Annotated in this window: 16 protein-coding genes and 1 riboswitch; all 16 genes read left to right on the top strand. The window is 38.3% G+C overall.

Features of this window, described 5'->3' with window-relative positions; all coding sequences use genetic code 11:
* Positions 1-104 precede the first annotated feature (104 nt).
* The gene (locus ACIP9W_RS10345; RefSeq protein WP_400788883.1) at positions 105-2,510 is read left to right on the top strand and encodes a 3-hydroxyacyl-CoA dehydrogenase/enoyl-CoA hydratase family protein; all 2,406 of its coding nucleotides are present in this window, start codon (positions 105-107) and stop codon (positions 2,508-2,510) included.
* A gap of 30 nt (positions 2,511-2,540) precedes the next feature.
* Positions 2,541-3,716, top strand: a complete 1,176-nt coding sequence (locus ACIP9W_RS10340; RefSeq protein WP_400788881.1) for an acetyl-CoA C-acetyltransferase — start codon at positions 2,541-2,543, stop codon at positions 3,714-3,716.
* Between the two features lie 26 nt (positions 3,717-3,742).
* Positions 3,743-5,524: an acyl-CoA dehydrogenase family protein gene (locus ACIP9W_RS10335; protein WP_400788879.1), complete on the top strand. Its 1,782-nt coding sequence runs from the start codon at positions 3,743-3,745 to the stop codon at positions 5,522-5,524.
* A gap of 83 nt (positions 5,525-5,607) precedes the next feature.
* The gene (locus tag ACIP9W_RS10330) at positions 5,608-5,970 is read left to right on the top strand and encodes an arsenate reductase family protein (RefSeq protein WP_400788877.1); all 363 of its coding nucleotides are present in this window, start codon (positions 5,608-5,610) and stop codon (positions 5,968-5,970) included.
* A gap of 75 nt (positions 5,971-6,045) precedes the next feature.
* Positions 6,046-6,426, top strand: a complete 381-nt coding sequence (gene gcvH, locus ACIP9W_RS10325) for a glycine cleavage system protein GcvH (RefSeq protein ID WP_400788875.1) — start codon at positions 6,046-6,048, stop codon at positions 6,424-6,426.
* A gap of 76 nt (positions 6,427-6,502) precedes the next feature.
* Positions 6,503-6,853: a toprim domain-containing protein gene (locus ACIP9W_RS10320; protein ID WP_093269848.1), complete on the top strand. Its 351-nt coding sequence runs from the start codon at positions 6,503-6,505 to the stop codon at positions 6,851-6,853.
* Between the two features lie 11 nt (positions 6,854-6,864).
* Positions 6,865-7,185, top strand: a complete 321-nt coding sequence (locus tag ACIP9W_RS10315; protein WP_400788872.1) for a thioredoxin family protein — start codon at positions 6,865-6,867, stop codon at positions 7,183-7,185.
* A gap of 41 nt (positions 7,186-7,226) precedes the next feature.
* Positions 7,227-7,331: riboswitch (SAM riboswitch) on the top strand.
* An 89-nt stretch (positions 7,332-7,420) separates the two neighbouring features.
* The gene (locus tag ACIP9W_RS10310; protein WP_400788870.1) at positions 7,421-8,446 is read left to right on the top strand and encodes a methionine ABC transporter ATP-binding protein; all 1,026 of its coding nucleotides are present in this window, start codon (positions 7,421-7,423) and stop codon (positions 8,444-8,446) included.
* Positions 8,439-9,107 carry a methionine ABC transporter permease gene (locus tag ACIP9W_RS10305; protein WP_400788868.1) on the top strand — a complete coding sequence of 223 codons (669 nt, stop codon included), beginning with the start codon at positions 8,439-8,441 and terminating at the stop codon, positions 9,105-9,107. Before ACIP9W_RS10310 ends, ACIP9W_RS10305 begins: the two co-directional genes overlap by 8 nt.
* Positions 9,108-9,167: 60 nt before the next feature.
* Positions 9,168-9,977 (top strand): MetQ/NlpA family ABC transporter substrate-binding protein, encoded by an 810-nt coding sequence (locus ACIP9W_RS10300; RefSeq protein ID WP_400788866.1) that lies wholly within the window; start codon positions 9,168-9,170, stop codon positions 9,975-9,977.
* A 147-nt stretch (positions 9,978-10,124) separates the two neighbouring features.
* On the top strand, positions 10,125-11,084 hold the full coding sequence (locus tag ACIP9W_RS10295; RefSeq protein WP_400788864.1) for a nuclease-related domain-containing protein: 960 nt from the start codon (positions 10,125-10,127) through the stop codon (positions 11,082-11,084).
* 821 nt (positions 11,085-11,905) lie between these two features.
* Complete coding sequence (locus tag ACIP9W_RS22445) at positions 11,906-12,061, top strand: YuzK family famiily protein (protein ID WP_211356420.1); 156 nt, start codon at positions 11,906-11,908, stop codon at positions 12,059-12,061.
* A gap of 286 nt (positions 12,062-12,347) precedes the next feature.
* Entirely contained in the window at positions 12,348-13,127 is a 780-nt protein-coding gene (gene sufC, locus ACIP9W_RS10290; RefSeq protein ID WP_400788861.1) for a Fe-S cluster assembly ATPase SufC, read from the top strand.
* A gap of 18 nt (positions 13,128-13,145) precedes the next feature.
* Positions 13,146-14,453 (top strand): Fe-S cluster assembly protein SufD, encoded by a 1,308-nt coding sequence (sufD, locus tag ACIP9W_RS10285; protein ID WP_400788858.1) that lies wholly within the window; start codon positions 13,146-13,148, stop codon positions 14,451-14,453.
* The gene (locus tag ACIP9W_RS10280; protein ID WP_282241759.1) at positions 14,453-15,682 is read left to right on the top strand and encodes a cysteine desulfurase; all 1,230 of its coding nucleotides are present in this window, start codon (positions 14,453-14,455) and stop codon (positions 15,680-15,682) included. The genes sufD and ACIP9W_RS10280 overlap by 1 nt, the downstream gene beginning before the upstream one ends.
* Positions 15,672-16,106, top strand: a complete 435-nt coding sequence (gene sufU / locus ACIP9W_RS10275; RefSeq protein ID WP_142540116.1) for a Fe-S cluster assembly sulfur transfer protein SufU — start codon at positions 15,672-15,674, stop codon at positions 16,104-16,106. Before ACIP9W_RS10280 ends, sufU begins: the two co-directional genes overlap by 11 nt.
* The last annotated feature ends 3 nt before the right edge of the window (positions 16,107-16,109 follow it).

The raw sequence follows: 16,109 nt of genomic DNA, 5'->3' as shown, positions 1-16,109 counted from the left end.
TTATTCATTTTATTATTGCGAAAATTTAAAAATTGTTCTAAACTAATAGACATAGAGAGTGTTCTATTTTTTTTATCTATAAAATGAATGAGCATTCATTCAAGATGAAGGGGAGGCTTTTGCACGTGACATTTCAAATTAAAAAAGCAGCTGTTCTTGGCTCGGGGGTAATGGGATCTGGAATTGCAGCACACTTAGCGAATATAGGTATTCCGACATTATTGTTAGATATCGTGCCAAAAGAAGTGAGTAAAGAAGAGGAAGCAAAGGGGTTAACATTAGAGCAACCAGCAGTTCGTAATAAATTTGCTCAGACTGCTTTACAAAAATTGCTGAAGCAAAAACCCGCACCTCTAACTTCTACAAAAAACTTACAACTCATTACTGCAGGAAACTTTGAAGATGATTTAGAGAAGTTAAAAGAGGTCGATTGGATCATTGAAGTAGTAGTGGAAAATTTAGATGTGAAAAAAAGTCTGTATGAAAAAATAGACACAGTAAGAAAAGCGGGGACAATAATTAGTTCCAATACTTCAGGAATTAGTATTAATGCAATGGTGGAAGGAAGATCTGAAGATTTTGCTAAACATTTTCTTGGCACACATTTTTTCAATCCACCACGTTATTTAAAGCTGTTAGAAGTGATACCTGCGAAAACAACCGATATCCAGGTAGTAGAATATATGAAGCAATTCGGTGAAGATATTCTAGGAAAAGGAGTCGTATTAGCAAAAGATACGCCTAACTTTATTGCCAATCGAATCGGCACATATGGTTTACTTGTGACTCTGCGTGAAATGCAGGCACGCGGATATTCTGTTGGAGAAGTAGATTCAGTTACTGGCCCACTAATTGGACGTCCAAAATCTGCAACGTTCCGCACTTTAGACGTAGTCGGATTAGATACGTTTGCACATGTTGCAAAAAATGTATTTGACCAAACGACTGGGGAAGAGCAGAAAGTGTTTGAAGTACCGGCATTTATGCATAAAATGCTTGAAAATAAATGGCTTGGTGCAAAAACAGGGCAAGGTTTCTTCTTAAAAGAAGGAAAAGAAATTAAAGAATTAAATACGGAAACACTTGAATATGAGCCAGTCAAAAAGCTAAAAACACCATCGATGGAAATGGCAAAACAGCAAAAAGGATTAGCGGCAAAAGTGAAAACGTTAACATATGCTAAAGACCGTACTGGAGAACTGCTGTGGAGCATTTTAAGCCCGACACTTATTTATTCCGCTGAGTTGCACGGAGAAATTGCAGACGATATCGTATCCATTGACCAAGCGATGAAATGGGGATTTGGCTGGCAGCAAGGACCGTTTGAAATATGGGATGCAATTGGTGTAAAAGAGTCAGTTGAAAAGATGAAAGCAGAAGGAAAGGAAATCCCTGTATTCGTACAGTTGCTTTTAGATAAAGGGTTCGAATCCTTTTATAAAGAAGAAAATGGCGATCTTTATTACTTTGATGGAAATGACTACAAAATCGTTTCTTTCAATGAAAAAGTAATTGACCTGAAGCGTTATAAGAAAAAACATGGTGTTATTAAATCTAATTCTGGCGCTAGTTTAATAGATTTAGGTGACGGAATTGCTTTACTGGAATTCCACTCTAAATCAAATGCAATTGGACTCGACATATTACAAATGATTAACTTTGCGATTGAGGAAGTGGAGAAAAACTTTAAAGGGCTTGTTATTGGAAACCAAGGGAAAAACTTTAGTGTTGGTGCAAACCTTGGGATGATTTTGATGGAAGCTCAAGACGATAATTTATTTGAATTGGATTATGTTATTCGAAGCTTCCAAAATGCAACGATGAAAATTAAATATTCCACTAAGCCAGTGGTTGTTGCACCATTTGGAATGACACTTGGCGGTGGTGCTGAAGCTTGTTTACCAGCAGCACATATTCAAGCAACGACCGAAACCTATATGGGGCTAGTAGAAGTAGGGGTTGGTCTAATCCCTGGCGGCGGTGGTAACAAAGAGTTATATATGAAGCATTTAAAAGGGCTTCCAAAAGGCGTCCAGGTGGACTATCAATACGTTGCCAATAAAGTATTTGAAACAATTGCAATGGCAAAAGTGTCATCATCAGGAGAAGAAGCGCTTGAAAATAACTTCTTAAACTTTGCAGATGGTATTAGTGTGAATCCTGATCATCAATTGTATGATGCAAAACAAGCAGCACTTAGTCTTGCAAATGCTGGATACAAAGCTCCATTACGAGAGAAGGTTCCTGTAACAGGGTCTCCTGGATATGCAACATTACTTTTAGGTGCTGAGGGTATGTTCTTATCTGGCTATATTAGTGAGCATGACTTGAAAATTGCGAAAAAGCTTGCCTACGTGATTGCTGGAGGAGAAGTTCCATACGGTACTTTAGTGGATGAGCAATACTTACTTAACTTGGAACGCGAAGCATTTTTAAGCTTGGTAGCAGATCCAAAATCGCAAGCAAGAATGCAACATATGTTAGTGAAAGGTAAGCCATTACGCAACTAATTGTGCGTAGGTGATAAAGGAGGAAAACTCATGCGTGAAGCAGTTATCGTAGCAGGTGCAAGAACACCAGTTGGTAAAGCGAAAAAAGGTTCTCTCGCAACTGTTCGTCCAGATGATTTTGGAGCATTAGTTGTGAAAGAAACATTAAAAAGAGCGGGAAACTATGATGGACCAATCGATGATTTAATATTAGGCTGTGCGATGCCAGAAGCAGAGCAAGGGATGAATGTTGCTCGTAATATAGGGGCTCTGGCAGGCCTTCCTGACTCAACACCAGCGATTACAGTGAATCGCTTCTGTTCATCAGGCTTGCAATCGATTGCATATGCAGCGGAACGAATTATGCTAGGGCATTCGGAAGCAATTATTGCAGGCGGAGTAGAGTCAATGAGTATGGTTCCAATGATGGGAAATACAATCCGACCGAATGCACACTTAGCAGAAACAGCTCCGCAGTACTATATGGGGATGGGGCATACAGCGGAGCAAGTGGCAAATAAGTACGGCGTGAGTCGCGAAGACCAAGATGCCTTTGCAGTGCGTTCTCATGAACTAGCTGCTGCTGCCATTGCTGCTGGGAAGTTTAACGATGAAATTGTTCCAGTAGAAGTAGTGAAGCATTTTGTAGACGGAAATAATAAAGCTCAGGAGAAAAGGTTTTTATTTGAAATGGATGAGGGAGTTCGGGTTGGAACATCTATTGAAACACTTTCCAAGTTACGTCCTGCATTTAACACCCGTGGTTCAGTAACAGCGGGTAACGCTTCACAAACTTCAGACGGTGCAGGGGCAGTTTTAGTGATGGACCGTGAAGTGGCGGAAGCACAAGGATTAAAACCAATCGCTAAATTCCGTTCGTTTGCAGTAGGAGGAGTTGCACCTGACGTAATGGGAATTGGCCCAATTGTAGCCGTTCCAAAGGCATTAAAAATTGCAGGTTTATCCATAGAAGATATCGACGTTTGGGAGATTAATGAAGCGTTCGCTTCTCAATCCATCCAAGTGGTGCGTCATTTAGGAATTGATCTAGATAAAGTAAATGTAAATGGGGGAGCAATTGCCCTTGGTCATCCGCTTGGGGCTACAGGTACTATTCTAACATTAAAAATGATGAGTGAATTAAAACGACAAGGAAAACAATTCGGTGTTGTAACGATGTGTATCGGTGGGGGAATGGGAGCTGCCGGAGTGTTCGAACTGCTATAACCAAACTTTTCAAGGGGGAATTTAACATGACGGAAGTAAAACAAATGATTAAAGGTGGAAGCTTTTTAGTAGAAGACGTGGATGCAAATCGTATTTTCACACCAGAGGATTTTACAGATGAGCAAAAAATGATTGCGAAAACTGCGGAAGACTTTGTCTCAAATGAAGTATTACCAGTAGTAGAAAAATTAGAAAATCACGAGTTCGAGCATTCGGTTCGATTACTTAAATCTGCAGGTGATCTAGGCTTACTGGCAGCAGATATTCCAGAAGAGTACGGCGGGATTGCATTAGATAAAATTTCTTCTGCACTAATTGCGGAGAAATTATCTGTAGCTGGTGGTTTTTCGATTACACACGGTGCCCATGTAGGAATCGGAACTTTACCAATCGTCCTTTTTGGTAATGAAGAGCAAAAACAAAAATACTTACCAAACTCTGCTTCTGGAGACAAAATTTCTGCATATGCACTTACAGAGCCAGGTTCTGGTTCCGATGCATTAGGAGCGAAAACTACTGCAAAGTTAAACGCAGAAGGCACGCACTATATTTTAAATGGAGAAAAGCAATGGATTACGAATGCAGGCTTTGCAGATGTATTTGTTGTTTACGCAAAAGTGGATGGGGACAAATTCTCTGCTTTTATCGTAGAGCGTGAATTCCCAGGCGTTTCTGTTGGAGCAGAAGAAAAGAAAATGGGGATTAAATCGTCTTCCACTCGCACACTTATTTTACAAGATGCCCAAGTACCAGTAGAGAACTTACTAGGGGAGATTGGCCGTGGTCACGTCATTGCCTTCAATATTTTAAATATTGGTCGTTATAAACTAGGAGTTGGAACTGTTGGAGGTTCTAAACGTGCACTAGAATTAGCAATTTCTTATTCTAATCAACGTCAACAATTTAAAACGCCTATTTCTTCTTTTAATTTAACGAAACAAAAATTAGCGACAATGGCTTCGAAATTATATGCGACAGAAAGCTTAATCTACCGCACTGTGGGATATTTTGAAGAGCGTATGAGTCAGTTGAGTGTAGAAGAACAAAAAGATGGCAAAGCGATTGCAGCATCTATCGCAGAATACGCAATTGAATGCTCTATCAACAAAGTAGTAGGTTCAGAAGTATTGGATTATATTGCGGATGAAGCTGTGCAACTACATGGCGGATATGGTTTCATGCAAGAATACGAAGTAGAGCGTATTTACCGTGACTCCCGTATTAACCGTATTTTCGAAGGAACCAATGAAATTAACCGACTAATCGTTCCAGGCACTTTCCTTAAAAAAGCAATGAAAGGCGAATTACCACTTCTTCAAAAAGCACAAAGCTTACAGGAAGAGCTACTTATGATGATGCCTGAAGAGGTAAGTGATGCGCCATTAGCGCAAGAAAAAGTATTAGTAGCAAATGCGAAGAAAATTGGTTTGCTAGCAGCTGGTCTTGCAGCACAGCGTTTTGGTACTAAACTAGAAGCAGAACAAGAAGTACTTGTGAACATTGCAAATATCGCAAATAACTTATTTGCAATGGAATCGGCTCTTCTACGTACGGAAAAAGCGATTGCACGTAATGGAGTAGAAAAAGCGAACCAAAAACTGCTTTACACACAAATTTTCTGCCAAGAAGCATTCGAAGCAATTGAAAAGGATGCGAAAGAAACGCTCATCGCATCTGTAGAAGGCGATACATTACGTATGATGCTTTCTGCACTTCGTAAACTAACACGCAACACACCTTACAATGTTATCGCTAAAAAACGCGAAGCATCCGTTAAATTGATTGATGCAGAGAAATATGTCGTTTAATTAGCACCATACAAAAAACGATGGACGCAAAGTGCGGTTCATCGTTTTTTTTGATATGATAAAAAGAAAAAAGGTGAGAAGTAATGACAATACAATTTTTTGGTTATCCTAAATGTAGTTCATGTAATAAAGCGAGTAAGTGGTTGAAGGACAAAGATGTAGAATTTACATATCATCACATTGTGGAGGACCCTCCCACAAAAGAATTAGTAAAAGAAATACTAGAAAAAACGAATATCGAATTAAAGAAACTTTTTAATACGAGTGGTACAAAATATAGAGAGTTACAATTAAAGGAAAAGTTACCGAATATGACAGAGGCAGAACAAATCGAAACGCTAGTATTCGATGGGATGCTTGTGAAACGACCACTTGTTTTTGATGGTAAGCAGTTGACGCTTGGTTTTAAAGAAGAAGAGTTTGAACAAATTTGGTCAAACAACTAAAGTAGCTTGTTTTTACTATAAAAATGTGTGAATATTATAGATGAATATATAACTTATTTGAGAGGGGTATAATTTATGAGCACACCAAAAGATTTGAAATACTCAGAAGAACATGAATGGGTAAAAACAGAAGGTGGAAATGCACGTATCGGTATTACTCATTTTGCGCAATCTGAGCTTGGGGATATCGTGTTTGTCGAGCTTCCACAAGTGGGAGACGATATTAAAGCAGGAGACCCATTCGGTAGTGTGGAATCAGTAAAAACTGTTTCAGAACTTTATGCTCCAATTAGCGGAAAAGTGGTTGAAGTGAACAGTGAGCTAGAAGATAGCCCTGAATTTGTAAACGAATCTCCGTATGAAAATGCATGGATGATCGTTGTTGAGCCATCAAATGCTTCAGAAATCGATGGTTTATTAACTGCTGACCAATATGAAGAATTAATTTCAGAATAATAATTAAAACGCCGGTTAATTGTCGGCGTTTTTTTCATATACTGAGTTAACGATGAAGATTAGGGAGAGAAGCTAATTGGCTAATGTATTTAGTGAAAAAGTAATTCTCGTCGAAGGAAGGTCGGATAAGCTTCAGCTTTTGCGACTTCTTGATGAATCCCCAGAAATTATTTGTACAAATGGTACAATCTCCAATGTAAAGCTAGAGGAAATCTTAAGCCCATATGATGACTTGCCGATCTATGCTTTTTTAGATGCAGATAAATCAGGTGAGCAAATACGTTCAATCGTCCGAAAAGAATATCCAGAAGCAATTCATCTATACACAAATCCGATGTATTGTGAAGTCGCAAATACCCCTTTCAAAGTTTTGGCTTCTATATTGAAACGTGTTAATATTAAAGTGAAAAAAGAATTTTTACTTTAGGATGATGTTTTGTGAATGAATGGACGCGTGAACAATGGGAGCATTACAAAAATAACAACGAGCTTTCATTATTCTATCTTTATACACCGATGTGCGGTACATGCATGGTGGCAAGCAAGATGATGCAAGTGATCGACGTATTAGTGCCAAATCCAGTAGGCCAAGCAAATATAAATTACCTCGAAAGCCTGGCAATGGAATATGAAATAGAAAGCGTCCCATGCTTACTGATCGCCAAAAAGGGACGCGTATATAAAAAAATATATGCTTTTCAATCCGTTCCTTTTCTGCTAGAAACAATAAAAAATATTGACGATCAAGCGATCATGTGATAGTATACTTCTTACTGAGCTTTACCAATTAAATAGTATTACTCTTATTAAGAGTGGTGGAGGGAAGTGCCCTACGAAGCCCGGCAACCGTCATGTAAATGAAATGGTGCCAAATCACACAAAGCAAACGCTTTGGGAAATGAGAGAATGGATAAGTTCTTTTCGATGGATAACTTACTTCCCTTCTGCTCTTTTGCAGAAGGGATTTTTTAATATTGGAAGGTGTGAGATTTACATGATAAGTTTAAAAGATGTTTCGAAGAAGTTTAAAACGAAACTAGGTACGATAATTGCTGTTGATGATGTAAATCTTGATATAAAGCAAGGCGAAATTTTCGGCATTATTGGATATAGTGGTGCTGGAAAAAGTACAATGATCCGTTTGCTAAATGGATTAGAGAAACCAACTGCTGGACAAATTATTGTGAACGGAAAAGAAATTACATCGATAAATGAGGAAAAGCTTCGTCAAGTTCGACATAAGGTAAGTATGATTTTCCAACATTTTAATCTGTTATGGTCCCGAACAGTTGCAGAAAATATTGCATTCCCGCTTGAAATTGCTGGGGTTCCAAAGGATCAACGAGTAGCGCGTGTTAATGAATTGATTGAACTTGTGGGATTAGAGGGAAGAGGAAATTATTATCCTTCACAACTATCAGGCGGGCAGAAACAGCGTGTAGGAATTGCTCGTGCATTGGCAAATCGTCCAGAAGTTCTACTCTGTGATGAGGCGACATCTGCACTGGATCCAGAAACAACGGACGCTATTTTAGATTTATTAGTTAGTATCAACGAGAAACTTGGTTTAACCATTGTATTGATCACTCACGAAATGCAAGTCATTCAAAAGATTTGTAATCGAGTGGCAGTTATGGAAGGTGGACGAGTTGTAGAAGAAGGGGATGTGCTAGAAGTCTTCCAAAATCCACAACGACCTATAACAAAACGATTTGTTTCGCAAGTTTCTGAACCGACGCAAACAATGCAAACGATACAAAATTTAGTGGATATATATCCAAACGGTAAGTTAATCAAACTCACTTTTGTAGGAGAACAAACAGAGCAACCAATACTTTCTAGGCTAATCAAACAATTCGAGCTAGAAGTAAATATCGTGCAAGGAAATATTTCGCATACAAAAAGTGGTGCATTTGGGACATTAATTCTTCAAATAGATGGCGACGCATTAGCCGTCGATGAAGCAATACGATTTATACATGAACAGAAAGTAAGTACAGAGGTGATCAACAATGATTAATACGCTTTTTCCGAATGTTGATTGGCCTAAAATGTGGGAAGCAGCACTAGAGACATTATATATGACAGCAGTTTCCACTATCTTAACTGCAATTTTTGGTTTAGCACTTGGGCTACTATTATTTTTAACAAGTCCACATCAAGCATGGGCAAATAAATTAGCGAATTGGTTAACAGGGGCTATAGTTAATATTTTCAGATCTATCCCTTTTATTATTTTAATCATTTTGCTTATTCCTTTTACGAAATTACTACTTGATACAATTCGTGGCCCAAACGCAGCTTTCCCAGCTCTAGTAATTGGAGCAGCTCCGTTCTATGCACGAATGGTATTAATCGGTTTACGAGAAATTGATAAAGGTGTTTTAGAAGCGGCAAGATCAATGGGGGCAAAGACTTCTACTATTATATGGAAGGTTCTCCTTCCTGAATCATTGCCAGCCCTAGTTTCGGGAATTACAGTCACTTGTATTTCGCTCGTTGGCTATACAGCGATGGCAGGAATAATTGGTGCCGGTGGTTTAGGAACACTCGCGTTTCTAGATGGCTTCCAACGAAATAGAACGGATGTCACCTTAATGGCTACGATTTTAATATTAATTCTTGTGTTCATTATTCAATGGATTGGAGACATGGTGACGACGAAGATTGACAAACGTTAGGTGTTTACGGGTCTACCCGATCACATATAAAAATGGGGACAATAGAAGGAGAGAATACAGATGAAGAAGTTTTTAGCTGGAGCTTTATTATCCGTAAGTGCGCTTGCGCTAGCAGCTTGTGGAGGAGAAGAAGAAAGCAATAAATTGGTAGTAGGTGCTTCCAACACACCACACGCTGTCATTCTAGAAGAAGTAAAACCAATCTTAGAAGAACAGGGAATTGAATTAGTTATAGAATCTTACCAAGACTACGTATTACCAAATAAAGATTTAGAATCCGATGAACTAGATGCAAACTATTTTCAACATATTCCATATTTAGAGGATCAGATTAAACAATTTGGTTATGATTTCGTGAATGCTGGTGGAATTCATATCGAGCCAATCGGATTATATTCTAAGAAACACAATTCTGTTGAAGAGCTTCCAGAAGGCGCTACAATCTTAATGAGTAACTCAGTTACAGACCACGGTCGTGTTTTATCTATGCTTGAAAGTGAAGGATTAATCAAGTTAGCAGAAGGTGTTGAAAAAACAACTGCTGAAATTTCTGATATTGTGGAAAATCCGAAAAATCTTCAATTTGATCCAAACTATGAACCAGCATTAATGGTTCAATTATATGAAAATGACGAAGGCGATGCGCTACTTATTAACTCAAACTATGCAATCGACGCAGGGTTAAATCCAATTGAAGACTCTATCGCAATTGAAAACTCAGATTCACCATACGTAAATATCATTGCAACAAAAGCTGGTAAAGAAAACGATAAAAATATCAAAGCACTAGTAGATGCATTACACTCAAAAGAAATCCAAGACTTCATCCAAAAAGAGTGGGGCGGTACAATCGTTCCAGTAAATGAATAAATAATATGATTAAGCAGGCACTCATACGTAGTGTCTGCTTTTTTATGTGCGAGATAATACACATAATCCTACATAAAAGAACACGGTAAAAATCGAATGGATTTAACGTTCTATTCATGCTATTCTGATATAAAGGGGGCTAATTAATTGATCATAAAAAAGTTTTCTAAATCTGTTCACATAGAAGGAATGGAATTACTCTTAAGAAGATTACATGTAGATCATCCTTTATATGAAAAAGTAAGAAAAGATATTCATGCAGCTAGTGCAGGGGATTTTGGAGAGGAGATAATATTAAAAGAAATTGAACAACTGAGACTACCATATGATATTCATATTTATCACAAATTATTATTACGGTCAGAAAGCGCATTTGAATTAGACATTCTACTCATTACCCCTTTTGGAGCCATCATACTGGAAGTTAAAAATATCGTAGGAGAATTAGCGTTTCAAGAGAACCCCTCACAAATTATACAAAGAAAAGAAAATGGCGAGATAAACAAATATCCATGTCCAGCTACTCAATTAAACGATTATAAATATCAACTTTTCCAATTTTTTAACGATCATAACATACCTATCCCAGTTGACGGTGCAGTTATTTTTGCATCTCGAAAAAGCTTCGTTAGCACCTCTACCAATAAAGCAAAAATCCTCTATAAAAACGAAATCCGACCATATCTTCGAAAAATACAAATCCAAAAACAACTATTGACTGCGGAGGAAATGGAAAGAATTAGGAGAATTATTTTAAGGAAAAATGATCCTTTTACCTACTTTCCACTTACAAAGCATTTTTCGATTAATCCTAATGAGCTTATAAAAGGTGTAGAATGTCCAAAATGCAAATTTATTGGCATGAAAAAAATAAAGCATACTTGGGAATGTCCTAAATGTAAAAGGAAAGATCAAACTGCATATCGCGGAGCAATAGCAACCTATTTATTGTTGTACAAGGATTCTATTACTAATAAAGAATGTAGAGATTTTCTGAAGTTAAACAATCGGCATGAAGCAAATCGAATTTTAACTAATAGTGATTTAATAAAAGTTGGTAATACAAGGTCTGCATTTTATAGAATGAAACCCTTCAACCAAAGTTGAGGGTTTCATTTGTTAATAAACAGAAATTTTTTGCCTGGGAGTAATCATCTTTTCTATCTGAGTGATATTGTCGTAATACGTGCACTGCCACAACAAGTGCGTAATGATTTTTGTAACCGAGCAAAGTCGGTGGCGCGCGCAATGAAAGTCGCATCCCGAGCAATGCTTCGCTCTAAAGTCGCAACTCGAGCAATGCTCCGCTCAAATGGCGCATAAATGCTCGTAAGCCGAGCAAAGTCGCTGCTCCCGCGCAATGAGAGTCGCATCCCGAGCAATGCTCTGCTCTAAAGTCGCATAAATGTTCGTAACCCGAGCAAAGTCGCTACTCCCGCGCAATGAGAGTCGTAACCCGAGCAATGCTCTGCTCTAATGGCGCATAAATGCTCGTAACCCGAGCAAAGTCGCTGCTCCTGCGCAATGAGAGTCACAATCCGAGCAATACTCTGCTCAAATCGCGCATAAATGTTCGTAACCCGAGCAAAGTCGGTGCTCCCGCGCAATGAGAGTAGCAACCCGAGCAATACTCTGCTCAAATCGCGGATAAATGTTCGTAACCCGAGCAAAGTGGATGCCCGTCAGGCTCTAGAATTTCAGCGCATTCATTTTCTTACATGTGCCGCGTTCCATGGGGGGCCTTGACTAATAAGAGGATATAGTGGTTTTCAACAGTCGCTGTTTATATCTCTATTAAAAATGATAAAAATTATCAAAAGAAAAAATGTTTAATAACAAAATACTTGGGTATGTACCATAGTGTAGGTGTAAAAAATCGAAAGGAATGATTCATTATCAATTCAGAGGGATTACCTTACACGGAACAGATGGACCACGCATTCAGGGGAGTACACGGATTCGGATATGACGAATTACGGAGCAGTCAAGCTTTACGAATGAAAGTGGAAAAAAGAAGACAACGAGATTATGAGAAAAGCGTACAAGTTGTTGCGAGAATTGATGCGAAAGCATTTAGAGGCTAATAAGATGAAATCCATGAAGACATGTTCTTCGTGGATTTTTTTGTTAACACTATCCTTATAGTGAAATCGATTCTCAATTAGAGATTCGTATTGAAAATATCAACTTATTCCAATTTCCCATAGAGTTTAAGGGAAAAGGTATTAATATCAAGATTTTTCTATGTTTTATATATTAAATAAGAAACTGTTTCAAAAGATTTGCCAGAGACTTCAGTTTGGGTTAAGATTAGAATGATAATAAATTAGAATGGTTATGCATTCATAGTTACTTAATGGAGGGTATTCAATGTCAACTTTAGTGATTAAGGATTTACACGTTGCGATCGACGGTAAAGAGATACTTAAAGGTGTTAATTTAACGATTAATACAAATGAAATTCACGCTATTATGGGTCCAAATGGTACTGGTAAATCTACTTTAGCTTCTGCTATTATGGGCCATCCAAAATATGAAGTAACTTCTGGTTCAGTGGAATTGGACGGGGAAGATGTATTAGAAATGGAAGTAGACGAGCGTGCACAAGCGGGTCTATTTTTAGCAATGCAATACCCAAGTGAAATTACTGGAGTAACAAACGCAGACTTTTTACGTTCAGCTATTAATGCGCGCCGCGAAGAAGGCGAAGAAATTTCTTTAATGAAATTTATCCGCGAATTAGATAGTAAAATGGAATTTTTAGAAATGGACGTAGATATGGCACAACGTTATTTAAATGAAGGATTCTCAGGTGGAGAGAAAAAACGTAATGAAATTCTTCAATTAATGATGTTACAACCAAAATTCGCTATTTTAGATGAGATTGACTCTGGTCTTGATATCGATGCGCTTAAAGTTGTTTCTAAAGGAATCAATGAAATGCGTGGAGAAGGATTCGGAAGCCTTATCATCACTCACTACCAACGTCTTCTTAACTACATCACACCGGATCATGTGCACGTAATGATGCAAGGTCGCGTTGTAAAATCAGGTGGTCCTGAGCTTGCGCAAAAATTAGAGGCACAAGGATATGACTGGATTAAAGAAGAGTTAGGAATTGAAGACGAGACAGTTGGACAAGAAGCATAAGAAAGGGGACGAATAAGCATGACGGTTGAAACAAAATTGGCATTAACCGAGCAAGATATCCGCTCCTTTTCAGAAGGTAACCAAGAACCAAGCTGGATGACGGAACTTCGTCTTAAAGCATTAGGTGAACTGGAGACACTTCCAATGCCAACACCAGATAAAACAAAAATTACAAATTGGAATTTCACTGAATTTCCTACACATACTGTAGAAAGCAATGCTTACACTTCTCTTGAGGAACTTCCAGAAGAAGTAAAAGCAGTTGTGCATGCAGAAGAACAAAAAAACATCTATATTCAGCATAATAATACACCTGCTTTTGTATCTTTATCAGCAGATTTACAAGCTAAAGGTGTTATTTTGACAGATATATACACAGCTCTACGTGAGCATAGTGATCTTGTTCAAAAATACTTTATGACTGACGGTGTAAAAGTAAATGAACACAAACTAACTGCACTTCATGCAGCACTTTTAAACGGTGGAGTATTTGTATACGTACCGAAAAATGTTGTAATCGAAGAGCCAGTTCAAGTTATCTATTTACACGATAATGATTCAGCATCTCTATTCAACCATACCCTACTTGTTGCGGATGAAAACAGTGCTGTAACATATGTAGAAAATTATTTATCTACTGTAGAAAAAACAACAGGCCAAGCGAATATCATTTCAGAAGTAATTGTAAAAGATAACGCGAAAGTAACATTTGGTACTGTAGATGTATTAGCAGAAGGATTTACCACTTATGTTAACCGCCGCGGAGTAACTAGTCGTGATGCAGTGCTTGAATGGGCACTTGGCATGATGAACGACAGCGATACAATTTCTGAGAATGTAACGCATCTTGTAGGTGATAACTCTGAAGGTCATGTGAAAATGGTTGTTGTAGGTCGCGGGAAACAAAAACAAAACTTTACAACAAAAGTTATTCACTGGGGTAAACATACAGAGGGACAAATCTTAAAACACGGTGTGATGAAAGATGAAGCTTCTTCTATTTTCAATGGTATCGGGAAAATTGAATTCGGTGCAACTAAATCGAATGCAGAACAAGAGTCTCGTGTCCTAATGTTAAGTGAAAAAGCTCGTGGGGATGCAAACCCAATTCTATTAATCGATGAAGATGATGTAACAGCAGGTCACGCAGCTTCTGTTGGCCGAGTAGATCCACTTCAGTTGTACTATCTAATGAGCCGTGGTATTTCAAAACACGAAGCAGAGCGTCTAGTTATTCATGGATTCCTTGCTCCAGTAGTGACTGAATTACCAATCGAAGGTGTAAAGAAACAGCTGACGGAGGTTATTGAAAGGAAAGTTCGCTAATGCTCAGTAAAGAGATTCGAAGCTATTTTCCCATCTTAAACCAAGAGATTAACGGGCATCCACTTGTCTATTTGGACAGTGGTGCTACTTCTCAAAAGCCAGTGCAAGTAATTGAAGCAATTAAAAAGTATTATGAATTTGAAAACTCGAATGTTCATCGTGGTGTTCATACACTAGGGAATCGTGCGACGGAAAGCTATGAAGGAGCACGTGAAAAAGTTCGTAAGTTCATAAATGCTAAGTCCACTAAAGAAATTATTTTCACTCGTGGTACAACGACTTCTCTTAACACAGTTGCCCAAAGCTACGGCCGAGCAAATGTAAAAGAAGGCGATGAAATTGTTATTACACATATGGAGCACCATTCGAATATCATTCCTTGGCAACAACTTGCGAAAGAAACTGGTGCAACACTGAAATATATCGACTTAGAAGCAGACGGGACACTATCTTTAGAAAAAGTTCGTGAAACTATAACTGATAAGACGAAAATCGTTTCCATTGTATACGTTTCAAACGTACTTGGTACGATGAACCCAATCAAAGAAATTACACAAATTGCACATGAACACGGAGCTATTATGGTTGTGGATGGAGCTCAGGCTGCGCCACACTTAAAGTTAGATGTTCAAAACTTAGATTGTGATTTCCTTGCCTTTTCAGGTCATAAAATGTGTGGACCTACAGGAATTGGTGTACTTTACGGAAAACAAGCATTGCTAGAAGAAATGGAACCAATTGAATTCGGTGGAGAAATGATTGACTTTGTAGGTTTGTATGAATCTACATGGAAAGAGCTTCCTTGGAAATTTGAAGGCGGCACACCAATCATTGCAGGTGCGATTGGTCTTGCGGCTGCAATCGATTTCCTTGAAGAGATTGGATTAGATGAAATTGAACAACATGAGCATGAACTTGCTGCGCTTGCGATGGAGAAAATGTCTACGGTAAATGGTCTATCTATATATGGACCTGTAGATCCATCTAAACGAGCAGGAATTGTAACATTTAACTTGGATGATGTGCATCCACATGATGTTGCGACTGTGCTCGACATGAGTGGTATTGCTGTTCGTGCCGGTCATCATTGTGCACAGCCTTTGATGAAATGGTTACAATGTACGGCAACTGCAAGAGCTAGTTTTTATCTTTATAATACTGAAGAAGATATTGACAGACTTGTAGCTGGACTGCGCACTGCAAAGGAGTATTTTAGCGATGTCTTCTAATTTAGATCAACTATATCGACAAGTAATAATGGACCATTATAAAAATCCTCGCAATAAAGGAAGTATTGAGGATGGCGCTTTGACAATTGATATGAATAACCCGACTTGCGGTGACCGAATCCATCTAACACTTCAAGTAGAAGATGGTGTCGTTCAAAATGCCAAGTTTGACGGGGAAGGTTGTTCTATTTCCATGTCATCTGCATCGATGATGACACAAGCGATAAAAGGAAAGAAAATTGAGGAAGCACTTCAATTATCTCACATCTTTTCTGACATGATGCTTGGGAAAGAATACGACGATTCCATTGATCTCGGTGATATTGAAGCATTAAACGGGGTTGCCAAGTTTCCAGCACGTATTAAGTGTGCAACATTAGCTTGGAAAGCAATGGAAAAAGGCGTTTCTGAAGAACAACAATAAAAG

It is taken from the genome of Psychrobacillus sp. NPDC093180 (assembly GCF_044754065.1).
Lineage (GTDB): Bacteria > Bacillota > Bacilli > Bacillales_A > Planococcaceae > Psychrobacillus.
The sequence above is the reverse complement of the archived record's forward strand: the minus strand, read 5'-3'. Positions and strand labels throughout refer to the sequence as shown.